The organism is Deltaproteobacteria bacterium (assembly GCA_019912665.1).
In the GTDB taxonomy this organism is placed as follows: Bacteria; Desulfobacterota; GWC2-55-46; order GWC2-55-46; family GWC2-55-46; genus UBA5799.
Map to the genome: position 1 here is coordinate 868,270 of JAIOIE010000018.1, position 18,462 is coordinate 886,731.

The following is an 18,462-nucleotide window of genomic DNA, read 5'->3' on the forward strand; positions in this document are numbered from 1 at the left end:
TTTATTGAAATGGGAAATCCGAGATTACTGATAATTGACGACGACGAGCACATCCGGACCCAGATGAAATGGGCCCTTGTGCAGGACTACGATGTCTGCCTTGCAAGGGACGGCGAGCAGGCGATGGAGGCCCTCCAGGGAGGGGCATTCCCGCTCATACTGCTGGACCTGGGCCTTCCCCCGGACCCCGAAGGCACTTCCGAGGGGCTACGCCTTCTTGGAAGCATACTGGGCCATGACCCGGCTTCGAAGGTCATAGTGCTCACCGGCAACCCCGACCGTTCGGCCGCGCTCTCGGCAGTGTCCCTGGGCGCTCACGATTTCTTCACAAAGCCCATAGACCTCGAAGAGCTTAAGCACACTCTCAGGCGGGCCCATTACGTACACACCCTCGAGGCCGAGTACAAGGCACTCCAGATGCAGCCCGAGACCCATGTTTTCGGCGAGCTCACCGGAACGAGCGGCAGGATGCATGAGATTTTCTCGACCATAAGGAAGGTGGCCGGCAAGGACGTCCCCGTGCTCATAACCGGAGAGAGCGGCACTGGAAAGGAGCTCATAGCGCGCGCACTACATAGCCACAGCTCGCGTTCCGGCATGCCTCTGGTGGCAATAAACTGCGGCGCCATACCCGAGAACCTCATGGAAAGCGAGCTTTTCGGCCATGAAAAGGGCTCCTTTACCGGCGCGCACGCGAAAAAGGCCGGCAGGATAGAACTCGCCCAGGGCGGAACGCTCTTCCTGGACGAAATAGGAGAATTGCCGCTCCAGCTCCAGGTAAAGCTCCTCCGGTTCCTGCAGGACCACCGCATAGAGAAGGTCGGCGGCGGCGAACCCCTGCAAGTGGACTTGCGGGTCATAGCAGCCACTAACAGGGACCTTACCTCCCTTATAAAGGAGGGCCGGTACAGGGAAGACCTCTACTACAGGCTGGCGGTCGTGTCCATCGAGGTCCCGCCGCTCAGGGAACGCGGCGAGGACATAGTGCTCCTTGCCAGGACTTTCCTGAAGAAGTACTCGGAACCGTCCCAGGCTGAGCCGAAGCTTCTCAGCAGGGACGCCCTCGACGCCATCCTTGCGTATGACTGGCCCGGGAACGTGAGGGAGATGGAAAACAGGGTGCGGAGGGCCCTTGCGCTCTCCGAAGGTCCGGTCGTGACTTCATCGGACCTCGGGTTTGCGGCAAAGAAACAGCCGCAGACCCTCGACCTGAGGAAGGCCAGGGAAAACCTCGATGTAAGACTCATATGCACCGCCATATCCATGCACAACGGCAATATAAGCAAGGCCGCGGAGGAGCTGGGCTTGAGCAGACCCACCCTTCACCAGCTTGTAAAAAAATACAACATCACTACAAAGCTTGAAAGGAGCAATTGATGTCGCGAAATTTCACGAATCTCGCAGGCTTGATAAAGGAACGGAAGGCCCGCATAGGAATAATCGGGCTCGGCTATGTGGGGCTCCCCATAGTGCTCCGCTTCTGCGATGTGGGGTACAGGGTCACAGGGTTCGACGTCGACCCTGAAAAGGTCCGCCTCTTAAGAAAAGGCAAGTCTTATATAAAACACATCCCTTCGGGCCTCATATCGAGGCTGGTGAAGGGCAGAAATCCCGCCTTCGGGGCTACGTGCGACATGTCGGAGCTTGCCAGGATGGATGCGGTCATTATATGCGTGCCCACCCCGCTCTCGGACAAGCGCGAGCCCGACCTCTCTTATGTCGAGTCCACGGGCGCCGAGATAGCGAAATATCTCAGGCCGGGCCAGCTCGTCTCTCTCGAATCGACCACCTATCCGGGGACGACCAGCGAGCTCCTCCTTCCCATGCTCGAGGCGGGCGGGCTAAGAGCAGGCAAGGATTTTTTCCTCGTCTTCTCCCCCGAAAGGGAAGACCCCGGCCGGGTGGACTTCACCATAAAGACCACCCCGAAGATCGTCGGCGGGATAACCGCGAAATGCTCCGAGCTCGGCTCTGCCCTGTATTCCAGGATAGTCGATAGAGTTGTGCCCGTCTCCTCCACCCAGGTCGCGGAGATGACCAAGCTCCTCGAGAACATCTACAGGAGCGTCAATATAGCTATGGTGAACGAATTGAAGATGCTCTGTCACAGGATGGGCATCAATATCTGGGAGGTCATCGAGGCGTCCAAGACGAAGCCCTTCGGCTTCCAGGCTTTTTACCCCGGCCCGGGCCTGGGCGGGCACTGCATACCCATAGACCCGTTCTATCTCACCTGGAAGGCCAGGGAGTATGACTTCTCGACCCGGTTCATAGAGCTTGCCGGGGAGATTAACTCCAATATGCCCTATTATGTAGTCACCAGGGTCATGGAGGCGCTTAACGAGCGTGGCAAGAGCCTCAAGGGCGCGAAACTCCTGGTCCTCGGCATCGCATATAAAAAGGATGTGGACGATCTGAGGGAGTCGCCGTCTTTAGAGCTCATCAGGATATTAAAGGAGAAAGGGGCGGAGGTCGGCTATAACGACCCCTACCTCCCCTTGGCAGTCAGCCACCGAAGGCATTTTAAAATGCGTTCTACCCCGCTTACGGAGGCGAATATCGGCAAGTACGACTGCGTGCTCATCGCGACCGACCATTCGTGCTACGATTACAGGTGGATAGCGAAAAATAGCAGGCTCGTGGTAGACACCAGGAACGCTACAGCCGGCCTTAAGAGGCGGAATATCGTAAAGGCCTGAGGCCTGGAAAGGGACTGCGATGCTCAGGTTCATGGTAACTGGCGGTGCGGGCTTCATAGGCTCGAACCTATCGGAGATGCTCCTCGTGAAGGGCCACTCCGTAACCGTTTTCGACAATCTCGCGACCGGCAGGGAGGAAAACCTATCCGGCATAATCAGCCGGATAGATTTCATACGGGGGGACATACGCGACAAGGAGGCGCTTGAGGCCGCCATGAAGGGGATGGATTACGTAATCCATCTTGCGGCCCTCGGCTCAGTGCCCCGGTCGATAGAGGACCCGGCCACCACTCACGAGGTGAACGCCACGGGGACGCTCAACGTCCTTAACGCCGCGAGGTCGGCGGAGGTCAAACGGGTCGTATGCGCCTCTTCCTCCTCTGTTTACGGCGACACCGCCGTGCTCCCGAAAGAGGAACAGATGACCCCCTCGCCTCTTTCGCCATATGCCGTCTCGAAGATAACCGGGGAGTACTACTGCAAGGCCTTCCACAGGGTGTACGGGCTCGAGACCGTGTCCCTGAGGTATTTTAACGTGTACGGCAGGAGGCAGGACCCGAATTCGCAGTACGCCGCCGTTATACCGAGGTTTGTTGACGCAATGCTCCGCGGGAAGAGCCCGGTAATCTACGGCGACGGCGAGCAATCAAGGGACTTCACATTCGTGGACGACTGCAACCAGGCCAACATAAAAGCCTGCTTCGCCAGTGGCTGCGAGGGCATGCATTTCAACGTGGGTTACGGGAGCAAGGTGAGCATAAACGACCTCTTCGGGAAGATACGCGACTCTCTCGGCTCAAAGGTCGAGCCCGCTTACGCTCCGCCCAGGAAGGGAGACGTAAGGGACTCCCTTGCCGCTATTTCAAGAGCAAAAGAGCTTCTCGGATATGAGCCGGAAAACGGCATAGACGAAGGCATCAGGAAGACGGTCCGGTGGTACCTTGAGAGCTACGGAAAGCTTGCGGGTTGAGAAACGAATCTGCCCACGTCCTGCGTGCCGGAGTGGAAATCCCGGCGCAAGGCGATGGGGTCAGCTCTTTCTCCTCCTGAGGCGGCCGTGCAGATAGGCCCCGACAAGCCCGCTCCCGAGGAGTATAAGGGTGCCTGGCTCCGGGACCTTCCTGGATTCAGCGTCATAGGAGAATTTGGCGAACATGGTAATGTCCACGTCATCGCCGGTTTTTTTCACCTTGCTGTTATAAAAGTCGAAATGTATGACATACTCAGGGTCCAGGAGCCTTGTATCGATCGAGAACGCCGCGTAGTACATCTGGCCGTCCTGGTAAGTCTTGAACCCGTTCATTGCCCTGTACATCGTGTCGTATACCTGGGTCATGTCATTTTCATTGAAATAGAACCCGTACTCGTAGAAGTAGGTCGGAAAGACCTCATGCTGCTCCAGGTCTCCGATATCCCAATCGTTTGTCTCAGCCAGTTTCAGATACGTCTCGTCAACGGGCGGGGTCCCGTACGACATGTCCGAAGTGACATTGATGGGGGCTCCGTTTATCGTGAACGAGCCCAGGCTCGCGCCCTCATCGGAATACTCGAGTGACGGCAGGACAGCTATCGAAAGGTAAAACAAATCCGAGATATCATTATATCTGCTCGGATTGAGAAATGCATATAATGTGAAAACATCGTCGTTCGCTACGATAGTCTTTGTGCTGTAATCGTAGCTGCCTCCCTCTATATCGAGCTGAAGGGCCGGAAGCGCATGGCTTATTGAGGGAGCAAGGCCCAGGAAAGAGGCGGCAACGGCTGTGGACAGAACATATTTAAGCTTGCTTAGCATGATGCGGCTCCATTTCATGATGCTTTTATCTTTGAGGTTATAGATAGCAACAGCTGTGCCAAAGCATTTTTTGCTGAAAAAAGACAGCATTATCAAGCCATTACAATGACCAAGCCGTCCCGCTTAGGATAGTTTGTAAAGCAACCTGACAAATGGAAGCACTATCCGGAAATCCTTACAAAGACAAATTGCTTTTGAATTCAACTATTTATGCGTACCGCCCGAAAAGACTGTAAGGATTTTTTACAGTACTCACACAACCCAAAAGATCAATCCCCTAGGAGAGTCTGCATGCTATCCTCGATTAGATCCATGCTTCTGTTCCTTTTGGCATTTTTTGTGCTCTCCTGCGGGGCAAGCGCCGAGAAAAAATTCGAAAGCCATATGCGCAAGGGCAAAGCGCACATGGAGACGGCCAAATACAGGGAAGCCGTCCTTGAATTCAAGAACGCCACAAAGGCAGACCCTGAGAGCGCGGAGGCCCGCTATCTCCTCGGCACGGCCCTCATGTCCTCCGGCGGGGTCCCGAACATGCAGCTCGCGTACAGGGAGTTCAGCGCGGCAGTAGACCTGGATCCCGGGTTAATTGACGCGCAGTTAAAAGTTGGGGAGTTCATGCTGCTTTCGAGGGATTTCGAGGGCGCCAAGGAAAAGGCCAGGCTTGTGCTCGGAGCGGAACCTGAAAGGTTCGAGGCGAAGATGCTCCTTTCCGGCGCGCTGGCGGCAAGCGGCGACCATTCCTCGGCGCTTGCCATACTCGACGGACTGATAGCGGCAAGGCCGGATGATATGAAGCCCTACATGGCCGCGGCATCCATCCACCTGTCGAGGAAAGACTCGAGGAGGGCCGAGGCGGTACTCAGAAAAGCAGTCGAGGCCAAAGCCGGTTCCCTGGAGGCCCGCATCGCACTCGCAGACCTTTACCTCGGCCAGGGAAAGAATGACGAAGCCCGGGCCGAATTGGAAAAAAATATCGAGCTCAACAAGGAGAGCCAGGACGCGCTTCTGGCCCTCGGCTCATTTTACTTTGCCACGGGCATGACGGAGGAGGCTGAAAGCACCTTCATTTCCGCAATAGATCTCAAGCCCGGGAGCCCGAAAGGCTATATCGCGCTTTCGGATTTCCTGGCCGCTTCGGGAAGGGATACTGGAGAGGCGGCCAAGATCCTGGAAAGAGGCATACAAAAGAGCGGTGACATGGCCCTGAGAAAAAGGCTTTCGGCCCTGAGGATAGATACGGGCGACCTGAAAGAGGCAGAGGAGGAGATCGAAACCATCCTTAAAAAGAGCCCGAAGGACCCCGAAGGACTGTATCTCAGGGGCAAGCTCCTTCTTGCCAGGAGGGACTACCAGGGCGCAATAGGCGACCTCAAGGCCTCCTTGAAGGCAAACCCACTTTCCCCTCAGGCCCATTTCGCGCTGGGACTCGCGTATCAGGCGGATGGGAACGCGCAAATGGCGAAATCCGAGTTCCTCGAGGCATTAAGGATCTCACCCGGGTTTTCCGCCGCGAGGCTTGCGCTCGCCGCAGCCTATCTGAGCTCAGACGAACTTCGCCTTGCCGCCGAGGAGGCTAAAAAGGTCTTGTTAAAGAGCCCTGGCCATCCCGGGGCGAACCTTTTAATGGGAGACGTATCGCTCAAGGAGAATAAGTACAGGGAGGCAGTGGAGTTTTTCAGGAAAACCATTAAATCTGCCCCGACGGACGCGAGGGGTTATGTCCGCCTCGGCACAGCGCTTGAGCTCCTGGGCGAGCACAGGGCAGCACTTGACGCTTTCGAGCGCGCGTATGCAATCGACCCGAGGCTCCTCAATGTCCTGTCGATGATAGCCTCCATACATATCTCAAATAAGGATGCGGACGGGGCCATCGCAAGGGTGGGCTCGGAGATTGAAAAATCCAAGGACAACCCCCATTTGCACCATCTGCTTGGCCGTCTTTACATGTTAACGAAGGACTTCGGCAAGGCTGAAGCCCGATTCAAGAGAACGCTCCAGCTCAAAAACGACCTTACAGCCGTTTACCTGGATTTGGGGAGCCTCTACGCGCTCAGGGGCTCGCTGGATGAGGCTGTCAGACAGTACGAAGAGGCCGTAAGGCTCGACCCGGACCTCGTCTCCGGGCATATGGTGCTGGCTGTGCTCCATGAAAAGGAAGGGAGGAAAAAAGAGGCGGTCGAGAGCTATAAGCGCGCCCTCGAAATAAAACCTCAATTCGTCCCGGCAGCGAACAACCTTGCATGGCTTTACGCAGAGGGAGCGGGCAATATCGACGTCGCCCTTTCGCTCGCGGAAATGGCGAAATCGCTATCTCCGGAAGACCCGAACATATCAGACACGCTGGGCTGGATATATTACAAAAAAGGGGTATACCTCAAGGCCATTTCGCTTCTCAAGGAGAGCGTGGAAAAACAGCCGGATAATCCCGTAATCAGATATCACCTCGGCATGGCATACTACAATAAGGGGGACGCGGGGCTTGCCAAAACGGAATTGAAAAAAGCCCTGAGCCTTAAGGGCGACTTCCAGGGTTCGAAAGAGGCAAGAGAGGTGCTTGGAAAGCTCAAATGACGAATAAGTTTCCCCAAGGTTCCGGCCTGAGTTGAAGAGAGCTTTTAGAGTCAGGAGAGTGAAGATTTTTAGTTTAACTGTACTAGACCAATAAAAAAACCGGCCAGTCAGCGGCCGGTTTTTTTTATTTCAGCAGATTAGAACAAAGGAGAGCTTGGCTGGTCCAAAAGCAGCGCACCATCTTTATATAAATCTCAGCCCGGCCCTTGCAGGGCCTCCTCCGACACGGGTTTTCCAGACGATTATTGCGCTTGCCTCCAGATCAAAATCCTCGACCACGACCCTGAAGGTCTTTCCCTCCGGGATATCGCCGGTTGCGAGGACGCCTATCCCGCGTTCGCAGATATCAACGACCTTCGCCCTTATGCTTTCCCTATCCGCGGTGAGGACGCAGTCCTTGCCTACCCTTGCCCTTACATCCTTCCGCTTTTCCCGCCCTTCCGTTTTGCCTTCAAAGCCGCAGTAAGGACATCTTACGATAGTGGTCGTATATAAGGCCGTGTAGAAGGCGTTCCTGCACCTGGGACAATCGTGTAATTCCATTATTACCCAAGGCCGAATTTGAATTTGCCGCGTGGAGCCTTTAGCTCCTCTTCCTCCTCAGGCGGCTGTGGGCATAGAAGCCTACCATGCCGCTTCCGAGGAGTATTAACGTGCCGGGCTCAGGCACCTTCTTTGATTCCGCGTCATGCGAGAACGGCGCGAACATCGAGATATCGATGTCGCCTCCTCTTTTAACTTTCGTGTTGTAAAGGTCGAAATGGAGTACATAGTCGGCGGCAAGCTGGGTGGTGTCGATTGAGAACGAAATGTAATACATGAGGCCGTTCTCAGTTTCTACGGTCCCGGTGGTCGCCCGGTCCTGGGTATTGTACCTGGCGGTAGTAAGGTTCTCGTCGAATTGGAACTCGTGCTCGTAGAAGTAGGTCGGGTAGACGTCATGGGGCCCCAGGTCGTTTCCGTCGAGAGTATTATAGTACTCCTCGACAGGCGGGGTCCCGTAATACATATCCGAAGTGACATCATAGCTTACCCCGTTAAGGGTAAAAGACCCCAGGTCCAGGCCTTCCGAGTCATACCCGAGAGAGGGCAGGACAGCGACCGAGAGATAGAACGAATCGCTTAAGAGATTAGAGTCGTTCGTTCTCAGGAACGCGTAAAGCGTAAACGGGTCGGAGTTGGCCACTATCGTCTGGGTAGTGGAATCATAACTGCCCCCCTCTATATCGAGCTGCAGGGCAGGAACCGCATGGCTTGTGCTCGGCTTGAATCCCAGCACCAGAACGGCAGCCACGGCCAGCATGGAATATTTTATCTTGGCAAGCATGAATCTCCCCCTTTTAAACATGCCATTATTGCCTTGATATTAAGCAACAGCCGTGCCAAGCCGTTCTTTTTATCTAAAAACAAACTGATTTTGAGCAGTTACAAAAAACCCGGCGCTTTCACATGACAGGGCTGTAAAGTAAGCTGACAGAAAGCGCAGGGGCATGGAAGGTCCTTTGCAAAATATTCTTCACTAATTTCAAAGCGTTACGGCTCAAGCGCCGCCGCGGCTGTAAAGAAAACTTACACCGGCTCCCATGAGTTCGCTTGCCTATATATTACTCCGAATGGACTGACCGGTTATAAAACCTTTCTCAGCGAGATGCCTCAAAATCAAATCTACTCCCTCTTCGGTCGTCAACCGGTCCGTCCGAATATGGATTTCAGGGTTGTGGGGCGCCTCATACGGGTCGTCAATGCCCGTGAACTGCTTTATCTCGCCCTTGCGCGCTTTTGCGTACAGCCCCTTTACGTCCCTTCCCTCGCAGACTTCTACGGGGCAATCAACAAAGACCTCGATAAACGCGCCAGCCCCGCCGGCATGCTCTATCATCTTTCTGACCTCATTTCTTACTTCCCTGTAGGGCGAGATAGCCGAGACCAGGTTCGGGACCTTATGTTTCGTAAGCAGATGCGCTACCCATCCTATTCTCCTGATGTTCGTGTCTCTGTCTTCCTTGGTAAAGCCGAGCCCCTTTGAAAGGTGCGTCCTTACGACATCGCCGTCAAGTATCTCTATATTGGTAATGCCGAATTCCTGAAGCTTGCGGTGAAGGAGGTTCGAGAGCGTAGTCTTGCCTGCGCCAGAAAGCCCTGTGAACCATATTGTGTACCCCCGCTGCATAACCCCTCCTCGCTTCGATTTTATTAAGAACATGATAAGCTTTATTGCATAGCCAGTCCAGCTCTGTATTTCGCCTCCCTCGAGACGGTTAAACGCCCAACTTCTTTCTGACATGCGAAAGCTTCATATCGACGTCATAAAGGTCCGGGGCATCGAATCTCGTCTTCATCGAGAACTCCCTCGTTACGATAAGCGCGCCTCCCCTCTCGAGGTGGTGCAAAAGGTTCACCAGATGGTTCAGGTCCACCCTTTCGAGTTTGACCTCGACCCCAGTTTCGGTGTAGCCGAGTATTTCTTTCTCTCCGGCCTGCCTTATGGAGACTATCGAGGACCTCGCACCGACCGCTTCAGCGGCGCGCTCTATAACGGCTATGGCCGACTGGTCTCCTTTTGCATGCGCCTTTCTCAAGGCTTCCTCTATCCCGGCCTTCCTTTGGACATATGCGGCCTCGAGCGCCCGGAAGCTCGAAAGCTCCTCTTTTTTAAAGGCCGCCTGCCTCTTTACGGCCGAATACCTCTCGATGGAGGCAAGCGCGCCGGCCATTGCGGCCACGAGGACCAGTGCCGCTAGCGCGAGAGCAGGCCTTTGCCTGATTTTTTGGACAATGTTCGCTGGCCCGGTCACTCGGCACCCTCCTTCAGAGAGAGTGTGAAGACGGCCCCTCCGCCGGGCTTTGCCTTGAGGTCCGCAAGGAGCACCTCCCTGAATGCGCTGCTCCTTGAGAGCGCGTCCTTAAGCCCGTTCGCTGCCTCGAACGAGGCCGCCTCCCCCTTTGCGCTTATCCTCTCCTCCCCAATATAGAGCTCATTTATAACTATCCCTGCCTCCTTCGGCGTAAAGGTAGCGAGCTTCCTCATTACCTCGGCGGGCTTTATACCTCCGAGGACGCGGGCCTCTTCATCGAGGAGCTTCATCTTGACTTCCATCTGGTATAGCTCGTCAGCGGCGCCGCCCTCTCCGGGGAAAAGGCCCAGATAAGCCGACCTGAGGGCGCTCCTATAGGAAGCGCGCTCGCCAGATGCGGCAAGGTATCGCATATAGAGGTCCGATATCCCCAAAAGAGAAAGGAGCGCGCACAGAAAAAGGGTGAGCTTGAGCTTTTTCCTTGCGGCGCTCTTCTCCTTAGTGTATTCCAATTCCCCTCTCCTGAAATCCAAAAAAGACCCCGGAAGCCGCCTTCCCCTGAGAGTGAGCGAAAGGGCGTAGATCGCCGCCATCTCCTCCATGCCTTCGGGCAGTTTCCCTTCCAGTATTTCGATATCCGCCATGACAGGAGCGAGCGCGCCGGGGCTGAGCCCTATCGAATAGGCCCTGTCTATCGTAACCCCCCCGGAGCTCAATAGCTCGATATTGAGCCTCAGGGAATCAGCCCCGTTGTATGCGTTAAAGAAAACGAGCCTGCCACCTTCCGAGACCGAAAAGAGCTCAGGGGTCACAAGGGCGGCGTATCCTCCATTTTTCGAGAGCGTCTCAATGAGGGCCGGGGCAGCGAAGGCAGCGGGACCGGCCCAGCGCGGGTCCAGGCCAAGCCCATTAAGCTCGGAAAGGCAATCTCTCAGAAGTCTCTTTTCCATACCGACGGCAATGGCCCTGCCGCCTCCGAGCGGCAGGTTGTCGAATACGAAATCCTCCGCATCTGAAGGCAGGCAGCCCGCAAGCTCGAAAGGGAGTATCCCGTTTATCTTTTCGCGGTCCTCGAACGGGACCTCTACTACCCTTATGCTAAGAAGCGCCGGGGAAAAGCTCAGGAATAGCCCATCTTTCAAGGCTCCGCCCCCGGGGCCTCCCTGAAGTGTCGACACAAGGCGCGAGAGCGCATCCCTTCTGCCGCCCGCCTGTGTAAAATGTTCGGTAGCGCAGGCTGCTTTATCGCCAGGGGCATTGAAGACGCAGCCCCTTACGGCTCCGGGCGCGATTTCGATTATCGCTAACTGGTCTTTCATCTATGGCCCTCTCAGGATTTGAAAAAGTCCTTCCTAGACTTTTTCAACCACGGCTTGGCCGGAAGGAATCCGCCCAAGCCTCACAAGTTGCTCGACTTTTCAAGTCTTCGCAATTTGGCAATCCATCCGTGGATTGCTTAGCAGGGTGTTTTTCAACACCCTGCTAGAGCCTTCTCCAATAGAGGACACCCTTCCCTACCTCGAAAACCGCCTCTATCTCCCGCGAGACCTCGCCAGATGTAGCCCTCGAATGGACGCTGAATATCCGGCTCTCCACCCTTATACTATCCATGAGGCCGTAGCCTGCCGTCTCGAAACCCGGCACCTTCATTATCTCGGACCTGTCCTTAAAGGGCCTCTCCATCCTGCGCTTTATGAGATTAGAGGCGAGCTCTTCGGTCATTTCTTCCGAAAGGGCCAGGAGCACCTCTCTTGGGGCGGTATTCACGTTAACGAGCCCGTCCGTGTTATAGGGCGAGACAACGGGCTTTAGCATTGCAAGCACCTGGGGCGAAAAGCCCTTTATCAGCAGGAGCTCTCCTATTGAGCCAGGATACTCGTTCCTCGCCTCATAAGGCGCTTTGAGCCTCAAATAATGCTCCGGGCCCTCGGCCCCGTATGCCCTTGGCTGGTCGTCGCCGTCAATCCAGTCCGCCAGGGAGTCCTCAAGGCCCTCGCGGCCCTTTATACCCAACCCTTCAAGTAGTCTTGAGAAGACCGGGTGCGTCCTGCCGTTTTCTACTCCGTTAGCGTAAACTGTCCTCAACGATGCCTTGCCAAGCTCGTCATGGACCCTTATGACTACCGACGACTCCCCTTCTGATGACGTGAAAAGGAGCCCATCCTTATCAATCGCGATATTCGGCCCGGACTTGAGCATCTCTTTAAGGGCCTGCTCCGCGAGCTCGACCCCCTTGCCGGCCAGGAGCGCGGCTCTCTGTCCCTCCGCGAAATTGGAGGCCCTGGAGGCGGAGACGTGCACCCGGTAGACGAACTCGGTCACGATAGCCACAAGGACCGCCAGGATAACGAGCGTGGCTATAAGGACAAAGCCGCTCTCCCCCGGTCTCGATCGTACGCTCAAGGCGGCGTTCCTCTCCTTCGAGGGCGGCCTCATCTTATCATGGTCCTGGAAAGCGCTGTAAATTCCCTTCCGTCCCTCAAGACCACCCTGGCCCTTACGGCAAGGGGGAGCTTTTTTTCAAGGGTCGCCTCCCATGCGTTTGCCCACGTAGCGCCGTTATTGTAGCTCAGCTCGAACGCCTCTATGCCGGAGAGCGCCTCCGAACTGAACCTTTCACCGATTAGTGGGTTCCATGTCTCTCTGTAAAGGGTAAGCCCCCCGTCTTCATGCTTCGCGAAGTAACCTATCCCCATGAGGTCTGTGGAAGGAGCACCCTCCCTTTGGGGCACCGCTGAATACGATGTAAACTCCAGGGCCGGAGCCCCGCCCCTTATCTTTCCGGAGAATACCGTATTGGGCTCTTCCGGGCTGAAGTACGCGGAGTTGACCTCGCCCGAAAGCCTCTCAAGGAATATCCCCGCCTCCAAATCCCTCTCGATCGAGGCGCCGGTCCTTTCGCCCGCGCCAAGTACGCTCATGAGGACGCCGTAAAGGGAGAGGAGCGCAACAGAGCCGATCGTAAGCGCAACGAGCACCTCTATGAACGTAAACCCGCTATTCCTGATAAAAGGTATGGAGCGTAAGGCTTTTGGACGCATCCCAGCTTATCCTTACATCCAGCCGCTTAAGTCCCGGCAGCTCGGTGTCCGACGGCTGCATCTCCCAGCTGAAAGTCTTGAAGTCGCCTTCAAATGATCCGCTCATGGTACCCGGCGGCCCATAGAGCGAGACCTCCTCTGCCTTGAACCTGCCGAGTACGGAAGCGGCTACAAGGTCGCTTGTCTCGGAAGATACCTTAAGGTGGTAATTGAAGGCGGCAACGAGCGTCACAACCGCCCCTGCCAGGATGGCAAGGCTTATCATGACCTCAAGGAGGGTAAACCCTTTTTCCCTCTTTTCAGGCATATCCCTCGACCACCTCGGCCTTTCCTGAGTATGGGTTGAACTTCACGGTGAACCAGTCCTTCCCGGCCTCCAGGTGTACGGAAAACTCTTCTGCCGCCCCGAGCGGCGTAAAGACGACCGACACGGTCCCGCTTTCTATTTTTCCGAGCCCTTGCACGACGATATCGCGGAGCATTACCCCGCCACTCATCTTGAGGCCTCTTATATCCATGTCCCCTGAAAATTCCTTGCCGTCAGGGGAGCGCTCGACCATCACCGAGCCGTTTTCGATATTGAATGAGACCTTGTAATAAAGGCGCTTTGTAGCGGCAGATTCATTCGCATACCTCAAAAAGGTCGAGAGCTTGCCTGCCTGGGACTTGAGGGCCGCGCGCTCAAACCCCGTAAGCCTGGGTAGCGTTATCACGAGCGCCAGCCCGATTACGGCAATGAGGACGACCAGCTCCATTATGGTGAAGCCGCCGGAGCCTTGCATGCGGCCCGGCGGTCGGGACCCTGTACTCAAAAGAGAAAACCGCGCCTTTACGAGTAAACTTCGGCTTTCCTGCGGGTATCTTTGGGTGGGCATTGGTAACGGGGCCTCCCGGCCTTGCAAACCGGAGTACAAGGACTTACATGGACCTGGACCGGACCGGCCCGAACGCAGCTTGCATATCGACCCTGAATAACAGAAAATTCCCGGTTTTTCAAGTAAAAATCTGATATTTGCCTTGAAAACCGGCTCTCCTTTCGATAATATCCCTGAAGGGTCCCGCCTTCCTCGTCTTGCCCCGGCGGACGGCCCCTTTTCGCGGCAGTCTTTTTCTCTTTCCATAAAACGAAAAATTACTTAAATATCAGCTGAGACCGGGCCGAAATGAAATTTATGGACTTAAAGACTGTGAACCTGGTCAACGCGGCGCTGGCATTGGCCATAATACCGGTCGCCGCCCTTGTCGCAAGGGATTGGGTCGTGCTCCGAAGCACGGCCCCCGTTACGCCGAATGATGGCGCAAGGCCTGTCCCTGCCAGGACCGTAACGGACATCATGGCCTATGCCCCGGTCGTCGAAAGCGCTATCTTCCCTTCGAGGGACAAAAGGTTCAGGGCCGTTCCAATCGAGGAAGAAAGCGCCTCCGCGAACGGCGGCTCTGCCGAGTTCGCGGGCATGGTCCTTGGCGGCACCTTTACAGGAGAGGACAGTTTCGCGGTCTTCAGAAAAAGCGGTTCGGCCCAGGAAGAGGTCGTAAGGCCGGGAGAAAAGGTATTCGGGACAGCCACGCTGCTTAAGGTGCTCCGGGACTCGGCCATTGTCTCTACAGGCTCCGGCGATGTCACATTACGGATAGAGGAGGGAAGGCCCGGCGTTGCATCGAATCCGGCGCCGGCCCAGGCAGCCACCCCGGGTTCGCAAGGGGGTTATCTCGCGGCTTCGAGAAAGGTCGGGGAGGGGCAGTGGGTAGTAGACCAGAAGGCGGTTATGAGCGCCCTTGACAACATAGGCCAGGTGCTTTCGGATGCGAGACTAACGCCGGTCGTAAAGGAAGGCAAGGTCCAGGGCTTTCGGGTAACCGAGATAAAGCCGAAAGGCGTATTCAAGGCGCTCGGACTCAGTAACGGCGACATACTCGGCAGGGTCAACGGGCAGGAGGTCACGACCCCCGAGAAGGCGGTCCAGGTGCTTACGGCCCTCAAGGGTGAGTCCAATATCGAGCTCGATATCGTGCGCGGCGGAAGACCCATGAGCCTGCGTTATGAAATAAGATAGCGGATAAAGATGCTCAAGCCGTTCAAAAACGCTCTCCTCATATCCTCTCTTCTCCTTTTCACGCTTGTCCCGGCCGGGTCAACGGCGCTGGCGGCCGCCCCGAAGGGAGCGGCCGCCGAGAAGATAACCATAAACTTCGTCGACGTCGAGGTCTCGTCGCTCATAAGGATAATGAGCGAGATAACCCGGAAAAACTTCATCTACGACGCCGAGGGCGGGGCAAAGGGCAGGGTCACGATAGTGGCCCCGGCGAAACTCACGAGCGACGAGGCCATGGACCTATTCGTCTCGGCGCTGGAGCTGAAGGGGCTTGCAGTGATTCCCTCCGGAGACTCGTACAAGATAGTCCCATCCTCCCTTGCAAAGCAGAGCGGAATGAGGGTATCGGACGGGGCGGGCCCTGCCAGGGGCGACCAGTATATCGTCCGGCTCATAACGCTCGAATACGTCTCCATTCAGGAAGCCCTTTCGGCGGTCCAGCCGCTTATCTCAAGATACGGACAGGTATCGAGCTTCGGCTCGAAAAACGCGCTCCTGGTGGTGGACACGGCCGCGAACGTCGATAAGATACTGAACATCCTCAAGTCGGTGGACAGGCCCGCAGGCCCCCCGGAACCGGAGCTAGTATACTTGAGGCACGCGCAGGCCGAAGTCCTCGTCCAGATACTCAGACAGGAGGAGCTCCGGAGGACCGGCCTTAAGAGGGGGCCGGACGGGCAGAGTGACAGCGGCATTTCTCTCGATGCAAGGCTTAACGCCATAATACTCTCCAACTCTCTCAACGAGCGGGAGTATTACAGGGGTTTCATATCCCTCCTGGACGTGGCCCCTCCGGAGGCCTCGAGCCGCCTGCACGTCTACTATCTCGAAAACGCGAATGCTACCGACCTCGGCAAGGTGCTCTCCTCGCTACTCGACCCGGGCCGCAGCCCGGCGGCTGAGAAGGGGGCGCCGCCGACGCAGATGCCTTTCGGCATAACCGGAAGGATATCCATAACCCCGTTTGACGGGACGAACTCGCTCATAATCATGGCCTCGCCATCCGACTACCAGAACCTCGTGCAGGTCATAGAGAAGCTCGACAGGAGGCCCAAGCAGGTCTTTGTCGAGGCCATGATAACAGAGGTTAGCATCGACAAGGCCGTGGAACTCGGGAACAGGTGGCGGGCGACCGGGAAGCATAACGGCGACCCGGTCGTGATAGGCGGCTTCGGGACCGTCGACCAGTCCTCGATCCAGTCGGTCGTGAGCGGGCTTGCCGGTCTTTCGGTGGGAGGGCTCGGGAACTTCATAACCGTCCCGGTCACAAGGCCCGACGGGACAAGCTTCAATCTCACGGCCCCGGGGTTCGCGGCCCTTTTCTCTCTGTCCTCCTTCAGGGATGTCGTTAACGTCCTATCGACGCCTCATCTTTTGACGAGCGACAATTCCGAGGCCGAGATCATGGTCGGCGAAAACGTGCCGTTCCTGAGTAAGCTCGAGCGTGAGACAGGCACGACCGGGCAGCCCCTTATTCAATCAATCGAGCGGAAGGACGTCGGCATAAAGCTACGGATAAAGCCCAAGATAAGCGAGGGGAACTTCGTAAAGCTCGACATATACCAGGAGATATCCGCCATTTCACCCACGACCGTCGCGGGCGCTTCCGACCTCATCACCACGAAACGCTCGGCCCAGACAAGCGTAGTCGCGAAGAACAACCAGACCGTCGTCATAGGCGGGCTTATACAATCGAGAAAGACCAACAGCACCGTTAAGGTGCCGCTCCTCGGCGACATACCGCTCCTCGGATGGCTATTCAAGTTCAAGAGGGACCAGGACCAGAAGACCAACCTCCTCGTATTCATAACCCCGTATATCGTGAACGACTTTCAGGGGCTCGAAGAGCTGCGGATGAGGAAGGAATCGGAATTCGACCAGAACAGCCGCCCGGCCAAGCCTCAGGGCGGCGCTGCACCCTGAGGCCTTATGGCTGAGATGACCGGAAAGAATCTGCCCCGGATAGACCGCATTACCGACGAGGACATGGACGCTTCCATCCTCAGTCGCTTCTCCCTCCCCTTCCTTAAAAAAAACCTTATCCTGCCTCTGAGGAGAAAGGACGGGCTTGTGCCCGTGGCGGTCTCGAGCCTTGAGGCGGCATTCGCACTTAACGAGATAGAAAGGACCGCCGGGGGGCCGGTTACGCCGGTTATCGCGGATAAACAGGAGATACTCGACGCGATAAACAGGTCCTTTGACAGGCTCTCAGGCTCGGCAAAGGACGTCATCGACGGGCTGGGCTCCGAGAGTCTCGACAACCTCTCCAGCAACTGGGAAGAGCCGAAGGACCTCATCGACCTGGGGGATGAGGCGCCTGTAATAAAGCTCTTGAACTCCCTCCTCTTCGAGGCGGTACGGGACAGGGCGAGCGACATCCACATCGAGCCGTATGAAAAGGAGGTCGAGGTCCGCTTCAGGGTCGATGGTGTCCTTCATCCGGTCCTCTCCCCGCCCAAGGCCCTCCAGGAGGCGCTCGTAAGCCGCGTTAAGATAATGGCCGGGCTCGACATCGCGGAGAAGCGGCTTCCGCAGGACGGCAAGATCCGTCTCCTCGTAGCAGGCAAGGACATCTATGTAAGGGTCTCGATTATACCCACCTCGCACGGCGAAAGGGCTGTATTGAGGCTCCTCGACAGCAAGGCGGAGGTCATCGCATTCCCGAGGCTCGGCCTTGACGAAAGCCAGGCCCGCACGCTCGAATCCCTTCTTTCCAAAAATAGCGGCATAATACTCGTAACCGGCCCGACCGGGTCCGGCAAGACCACTACGCTCTACTCGGCCCTCTCGCGCATAAACTCGACCGAAAGGAACATAATAACCATCGAGGACCCGGTCGAGTACCAGTTGAAGGGCGTGGGGCAGATGCACGTGAACCCTAAAATAGGACTCACCTTCGCGAGCGGGCTCCGCTCCATCCTCAGGCAGGACCCGGACGTCATAATGGTAGGCGAGATACGTGACAGGGAGACCGCGGAGATCGCCATACAGGCCTCCCTTACCGGGCACCTCGTACTCTCGACCCTCCACACCAACGATACCGCAAGCTCGATAACGAGGCTCGTGGACATGGGGATAGAGCCTTACCTTGTGTCCTCGTCCATAACCGGGATACTTGCGCAGAGGCTCGTGCGGGTGCTGTGCCCGGACTGCAGGAAAGAGGCCCCGCCGGGCGGCGAAGCCTCCCTTTTCAAGGAGCCGCCCGGAAGGCTCTGGACGGCCGCGGGCTGCGGTAAGTGCCTTGGCACCGGTTTCAGGGGCAGGGTCGGCATATTCGAGTTCCTCGTGCCCGGCCCGGAACTACGCCCGCTGATACTCAAAAATCAGGACGCTGGCACCATAAAAAAAGCGGCCCTCGCCGGCGGCATGAGGACCATGCTCGAGGACGGACTGGAAAAGGCCCGCAAGGGTATTACTAGCGTTAAAGAGGTCTTGCGAGTCATACAGGACGAAAACTGAATGCTTTTC

Annotated in this window: 17 protein-coding genes; 7 read left to right on the top strand and 10 right to left on the bottom strand. The window is 56.4% G+C overall.

The genetic code is table 11. The features are described from left to right. Window positions 1-9 precede the first annotated feature (9 nt). The 3 genes from prsR to K8I01_08600 are packed head-to-tail and all read left to right on the top strand — an operon-like array spanning window position 10 to window position 3,669. Window positions 10-1,377: a PEP-CTERM-box response regulator transcription factor gene (prsR, locus tag K8I01_08590; protein ID MBZ0220471.1), complete on the top strand. Its 1,368-nt coding sequence runs from the start codon at window positions 10-12 to the stop codon at window positions 1,375-1,377. Continuing rightward, window positions 1,377-2,699, top strand: coding sequence for a nucleotide sugar dehydrogenase (locus tag K8I01_08595; protein MBZ0220472.1), 1,323 nt, complete (start codon window positions 1,377-1,379; stop codon window positions 2,697-2,699). Before prsR ends, K8I01_08595 begins: the two co-directional genes overlap by 1 nt. A gap of 19 nt (window positions 2,700-2,718) precedes the next feature. Beyond that, window positions 2,719-3,669: an SDR family oxidoreductase gene (locus K8I01_08600; GenBank protein MBZ0220473.1), complete on the top strand. Its 951-nt coding sequence runs from the start codon at window positions 2,719-2,721 to the stop codon at window positions 3,667-3,669. Window positions 3,670-3,729: 60 nt separating this feature from the next. Here K8I01_08600 and K8I01_08605 read toward each other — a convergent pair whose 3' ends face one another. Further along, a complete protein-coding gene (locus K8I01_08605; protein MBZ0220474.1) occupies window positions 3,730-4,494 on the bottom strand; it encodes a choice-of-anchor N protein in 765 nt (254 codons plus the stop codon). A gap of 384 nt (window positions 4,495-4,878) precedes the next feature. Between K8I01_08605 and K8I01_08610 the strand changes: the two genes are divergently transcribed. Then, a complete protein-coding gene (locus K8I01_08610; GenBank protein ID MBZ0220475.1) occupies window positions 4,879-7,065 on the top strand; it encodes a tetratricopeptide repeat protein in 2,187 nt (728 codons plus the stop codon). A 183-nt stretch (window positions 7,066-7,248) separates the two neighbouring features. Here K8I01_08610 and K8I01_08615 read toward each other — a convergent pair whose 3' ends face one another. The 9 genes from K8I01_08615 to K8I01_08655 all read right to left on the bottom strand — a co-directional run bounded on the left by K8I01_08615 (window position 7,249) and on the right by K8I01_08655 (window position 13,683). Further along, window positions 7,249-7,608: a PilZ domain-containing protein gene (locus K8I01_08615; protein ID MBZ0220476.1), complete on the bottom strand. Its 360-nt coding sequence runs from the start codon at window positions 7,606-7,608 to the stop codon at window positions 7,249-7,251. A gap of 40 nt (window positions 7,609-7,648) precedes the next feature. After that, the gene (locus K8I01_08620) at window positions 7,649-8,392 is read right to left on the bottom strand and encodes a choice-of-anchor N protein (GenBank protein ID MBZ0220477.1); all 744 of its coding nucleotides are present in this window, start codon (window positions 8,390-8,392) and stop codon (window positions 7,649-7,651) included. A gap of 270 nt (window positions 8,393-8,662) precedes the next feature. Continuing rightward, window positions 8,663-9,268, bottom strand: coding sequence for an adenylyl-sulfate kinase (gene cysC, locus K8I01_08625; GenBank protein ID MBZ0220478.1), 606 nt, complete (start codon window positions 9,266-9,268; stop codon window positions 8,663-8,665). A 55-nt stretch (window positions 9,269-9,323) separates the two neighbouring features. Next, window positions 9,324-9,860: a hypothetical protein gene (locus tag K8I01_08630; GenBank protein ID MBZ0220479.1), complete on the bottom strand. Its 537-nt coding sequence runs from the start codon at window positions 9,858-9,860 to the stop codon at window positions 9,324-9,326. Continuing rightward, the gene (locus tag K8I01_08635; GenBank protein MBZ0220480.1) at window positions 9,857-11,179 is read right to left on the bottom strand and encodes a hypothetical protein; all 1,323 of its coding nucleotides are present in this window, start codon (window positions 11,177-11,179) and stop codon (window positions 9,857-9,859) included. The genes K8I01_08630 and K8I01_08635 overlap by 4 nt, the downstream gene beginning before the upstream one ends. A gap of 163 nt (window positions 11,180-11,342) precedes the next feature. Then, window positions 11,343-12,296 carry a type II secretion system minor pseudopilin GspK gene (gene gspK / locus K8I01_08640; GenBank protein MBZ0220481.1) on the bottom strand — a complete coding sequence of 318 codons (954 nt, stop codon included), beginning with the start codon at window positions 12,294-12,296 and terminating at the stop codon, window positions 11,343-11,345. Further along, on the bottom strand, window positions 12,293-12,901 hold the full coding sequence (locus K8I01_08645; GenBank protein ID MBZ0220482.1) for a prepilin-type N-terminal cleavage/methylation domain-containing protein: 609 nt from the start codon (window positions 12,899-12,901) through the stop codon (window positions 12,293-12,295). The genes gspK and K8I01_08645 overlap by 4 nt, the downstream gene beginning before the upstream one ends. Then, window positions 12,858-13,208: a prepilin-type N-terminal cleavage/methylation domain-containing protein gene (locus K8I01_08650; protein MBZ0220483.1), complete on the bottom strand. Its 351-nt coding sequence runs from the start codon at window positions 13,206-13,208 to the stop codon at window positions 12,858-12,860. Before K8I01_08650 ends, K8I01_08645 begins: the two co-directional genes overlap by 44 nt. Next, window positions 13,201-13,683 carry a hypothetical protein gene (locus K8I01_08655; protein ID MBZ0220484.1) on the bottom strand — a complete coding sequence of 161 codons (483 nt, stop codon included), beginning with the start codon at window positions 13,681-13,683 and terminating at the stop codon, window positions 13,201-13,203. The genes K8I01_08650 and K8I01_08655 overlap by 8 nt, the downstream gene beginning before the upstream one ends. Window positions 13,684-14,073: 390 nt before the next feature. On the opposite strand from K8I01_08655, the gene K8I01_08660 reads away from it, so the two are divergent. From K8I01_08660 to gspE, 3 genes are read left to right on the top strand one after another with little or no spacing between them, the layout of a single operon-like run. Then, complete coding sequence (locus K8I01_08660) at window positions 14,074-14,955, top strand: hypothetical protein (GenBank protein MBZ0220485.1); 882 nt, start codon at window positions 14,074-14,076, stop codon at window positions 14,953-14,955. 9 nt (window positions 14,956-14,964) lie between these two features. Next, entirely contained in the window at window positions 14,965-16,917 is a 1,953-nt protein-coding gene (gene gspD / locus K8I01_08665) for a type II secretion system secretin GspD (protein ID MBZ0220486.1), read from the top strand. Between the two features lie 6 nt (window positions 16,918-16,923). Then, window positions 16,924-18,453 carry a type II secretion system ATPase GspE gene (gspE, locus tag K8I01_08670; GenBank protein MBZ0220487.1) on the top strand — a complete coding sequence of 510 codons (1,530 nt, stop codon included), beginning with the start codon at window positions 16,924-16,926 and terminating at the stop codon, window positions 18,451-18,453. The last annotated feature ends 9 nt before the right edge of the window (window positions 18,454-18,462 follow it).

Excerpts from the sequence above, each read along its gene's own strand:
- prsR (MBZ0220471.1), top strand. The coding sequence starts at position 10 with ATGGGAAATCCGAGATTACTGATAATTGACGACGACGAGCACATCCGG.
- K8I01_08595 (MBZ0220472.1), top strand. The coding sequence starts at position 1,377 with ATGTCGCGAAATTTCACGAATCTCGCAGGCTTGATAAAGGAACGGAAG.
- K8I01_08600 (MBZ0220473.1), top strand. The coding sequence starts at position 2,719 with ATGCTCAGGTTCATGGTAACTGGCGGTGCGGGCTTCATAGGCTCGAAC.
- K8I01_08605 (MBZ0220474.1), bottom strand. The coding sequence starts at position 4,494 with ATGCTAAGCAAGCTTAAATATGTTCTGTCCACAGCCGTTGCCGCCTCT.
- K8I01_08610 (MBZ0220475.1), top strand. The coding sequence starts at position 4,879 with ATGCGCAAGGGCAAAGCGCACATGGAGACGGCCAAATACAGGGAAGCC.
- K8I01_08615 (MBZ0220476.1), bottom strand. The coding sequence starts at position 7,608 with ATGGAATTACACGATTGTCCCAGGTGCAGGAACGCCTTCTACACGGCC.
- K8I01_08620 (MBZ0220477.1), bottom strand. The coding sequence starts at position 8,392 with ATGCTTGCCAAGATAAAATATTCCATGCTGGCCGTGGCTGCCGTTCTG.
- cysC (MBZ0220478.1), bottom strand. The coding sequence starts at position 9,268 with ATGTTCTTAATAAAATCGAAGCGAGGAGGGGTTATGCAGCGGGGGTAC.
- K8I01_08635 (MBZ0220480.1), bottom strand. The coding sequence starts at position 11,179 with ATGAAAGACCAGTTAGCGATAATCGAAATCGCGCCCGGAGCCGTAAGG.
- gspK (MBZ0220481.1), bottom strand. The coding sequence starts at position 12,296 with ATGAGGCCGCCCTCGAAGGAGAGGAACGCCGCCTTGAGCGTACGATCG.
- K8I01_08645 (MBZ0220482.1), bottom strand. The coding sequence starts at position 12,901 with ATGCGTCCAAAAGCCTTACGCTCCATACCTTTTATCAGGAATAGCGGG.
- K8I01_08650 (MBZ0220483.1), bottom strand. The coding sequence starts at position 13,208 with ATGCCTGAAAAGAGGGAAAAAGGGTTTACCCTCCTTGAGGTCATGATA.
- K8I01_08655 (MBZ0220484.1), bottom strand. The coding sequence starts at position 13,683 with ATGCAAGGCTCCGGCGGCTTCACCATAATGGAGCTGGTCGTCCTCATT.
- K8I01_08660 (MBZ0220485.1), top strand. The coding sequence starts at position 14,074 with ATGGACTTAAAGACTGTGAACCTGGTCAACGCGGCGCTGGCATTGGCC.
- gspD (MBZ0220486.1), top strand. The coding sequence starts at position 14,965 with ATGCTCAAGCCGTTCAAAAACGCTCTCCTCATATCCTCTCTTCTCCTT.
- gspE (MBZ0220487.1), top strand. The coding sequence starts at position 16,924 with ATGGCTGAGATGACCGGAAAGAATCTGCCCCGGATAGACCGCATTACC.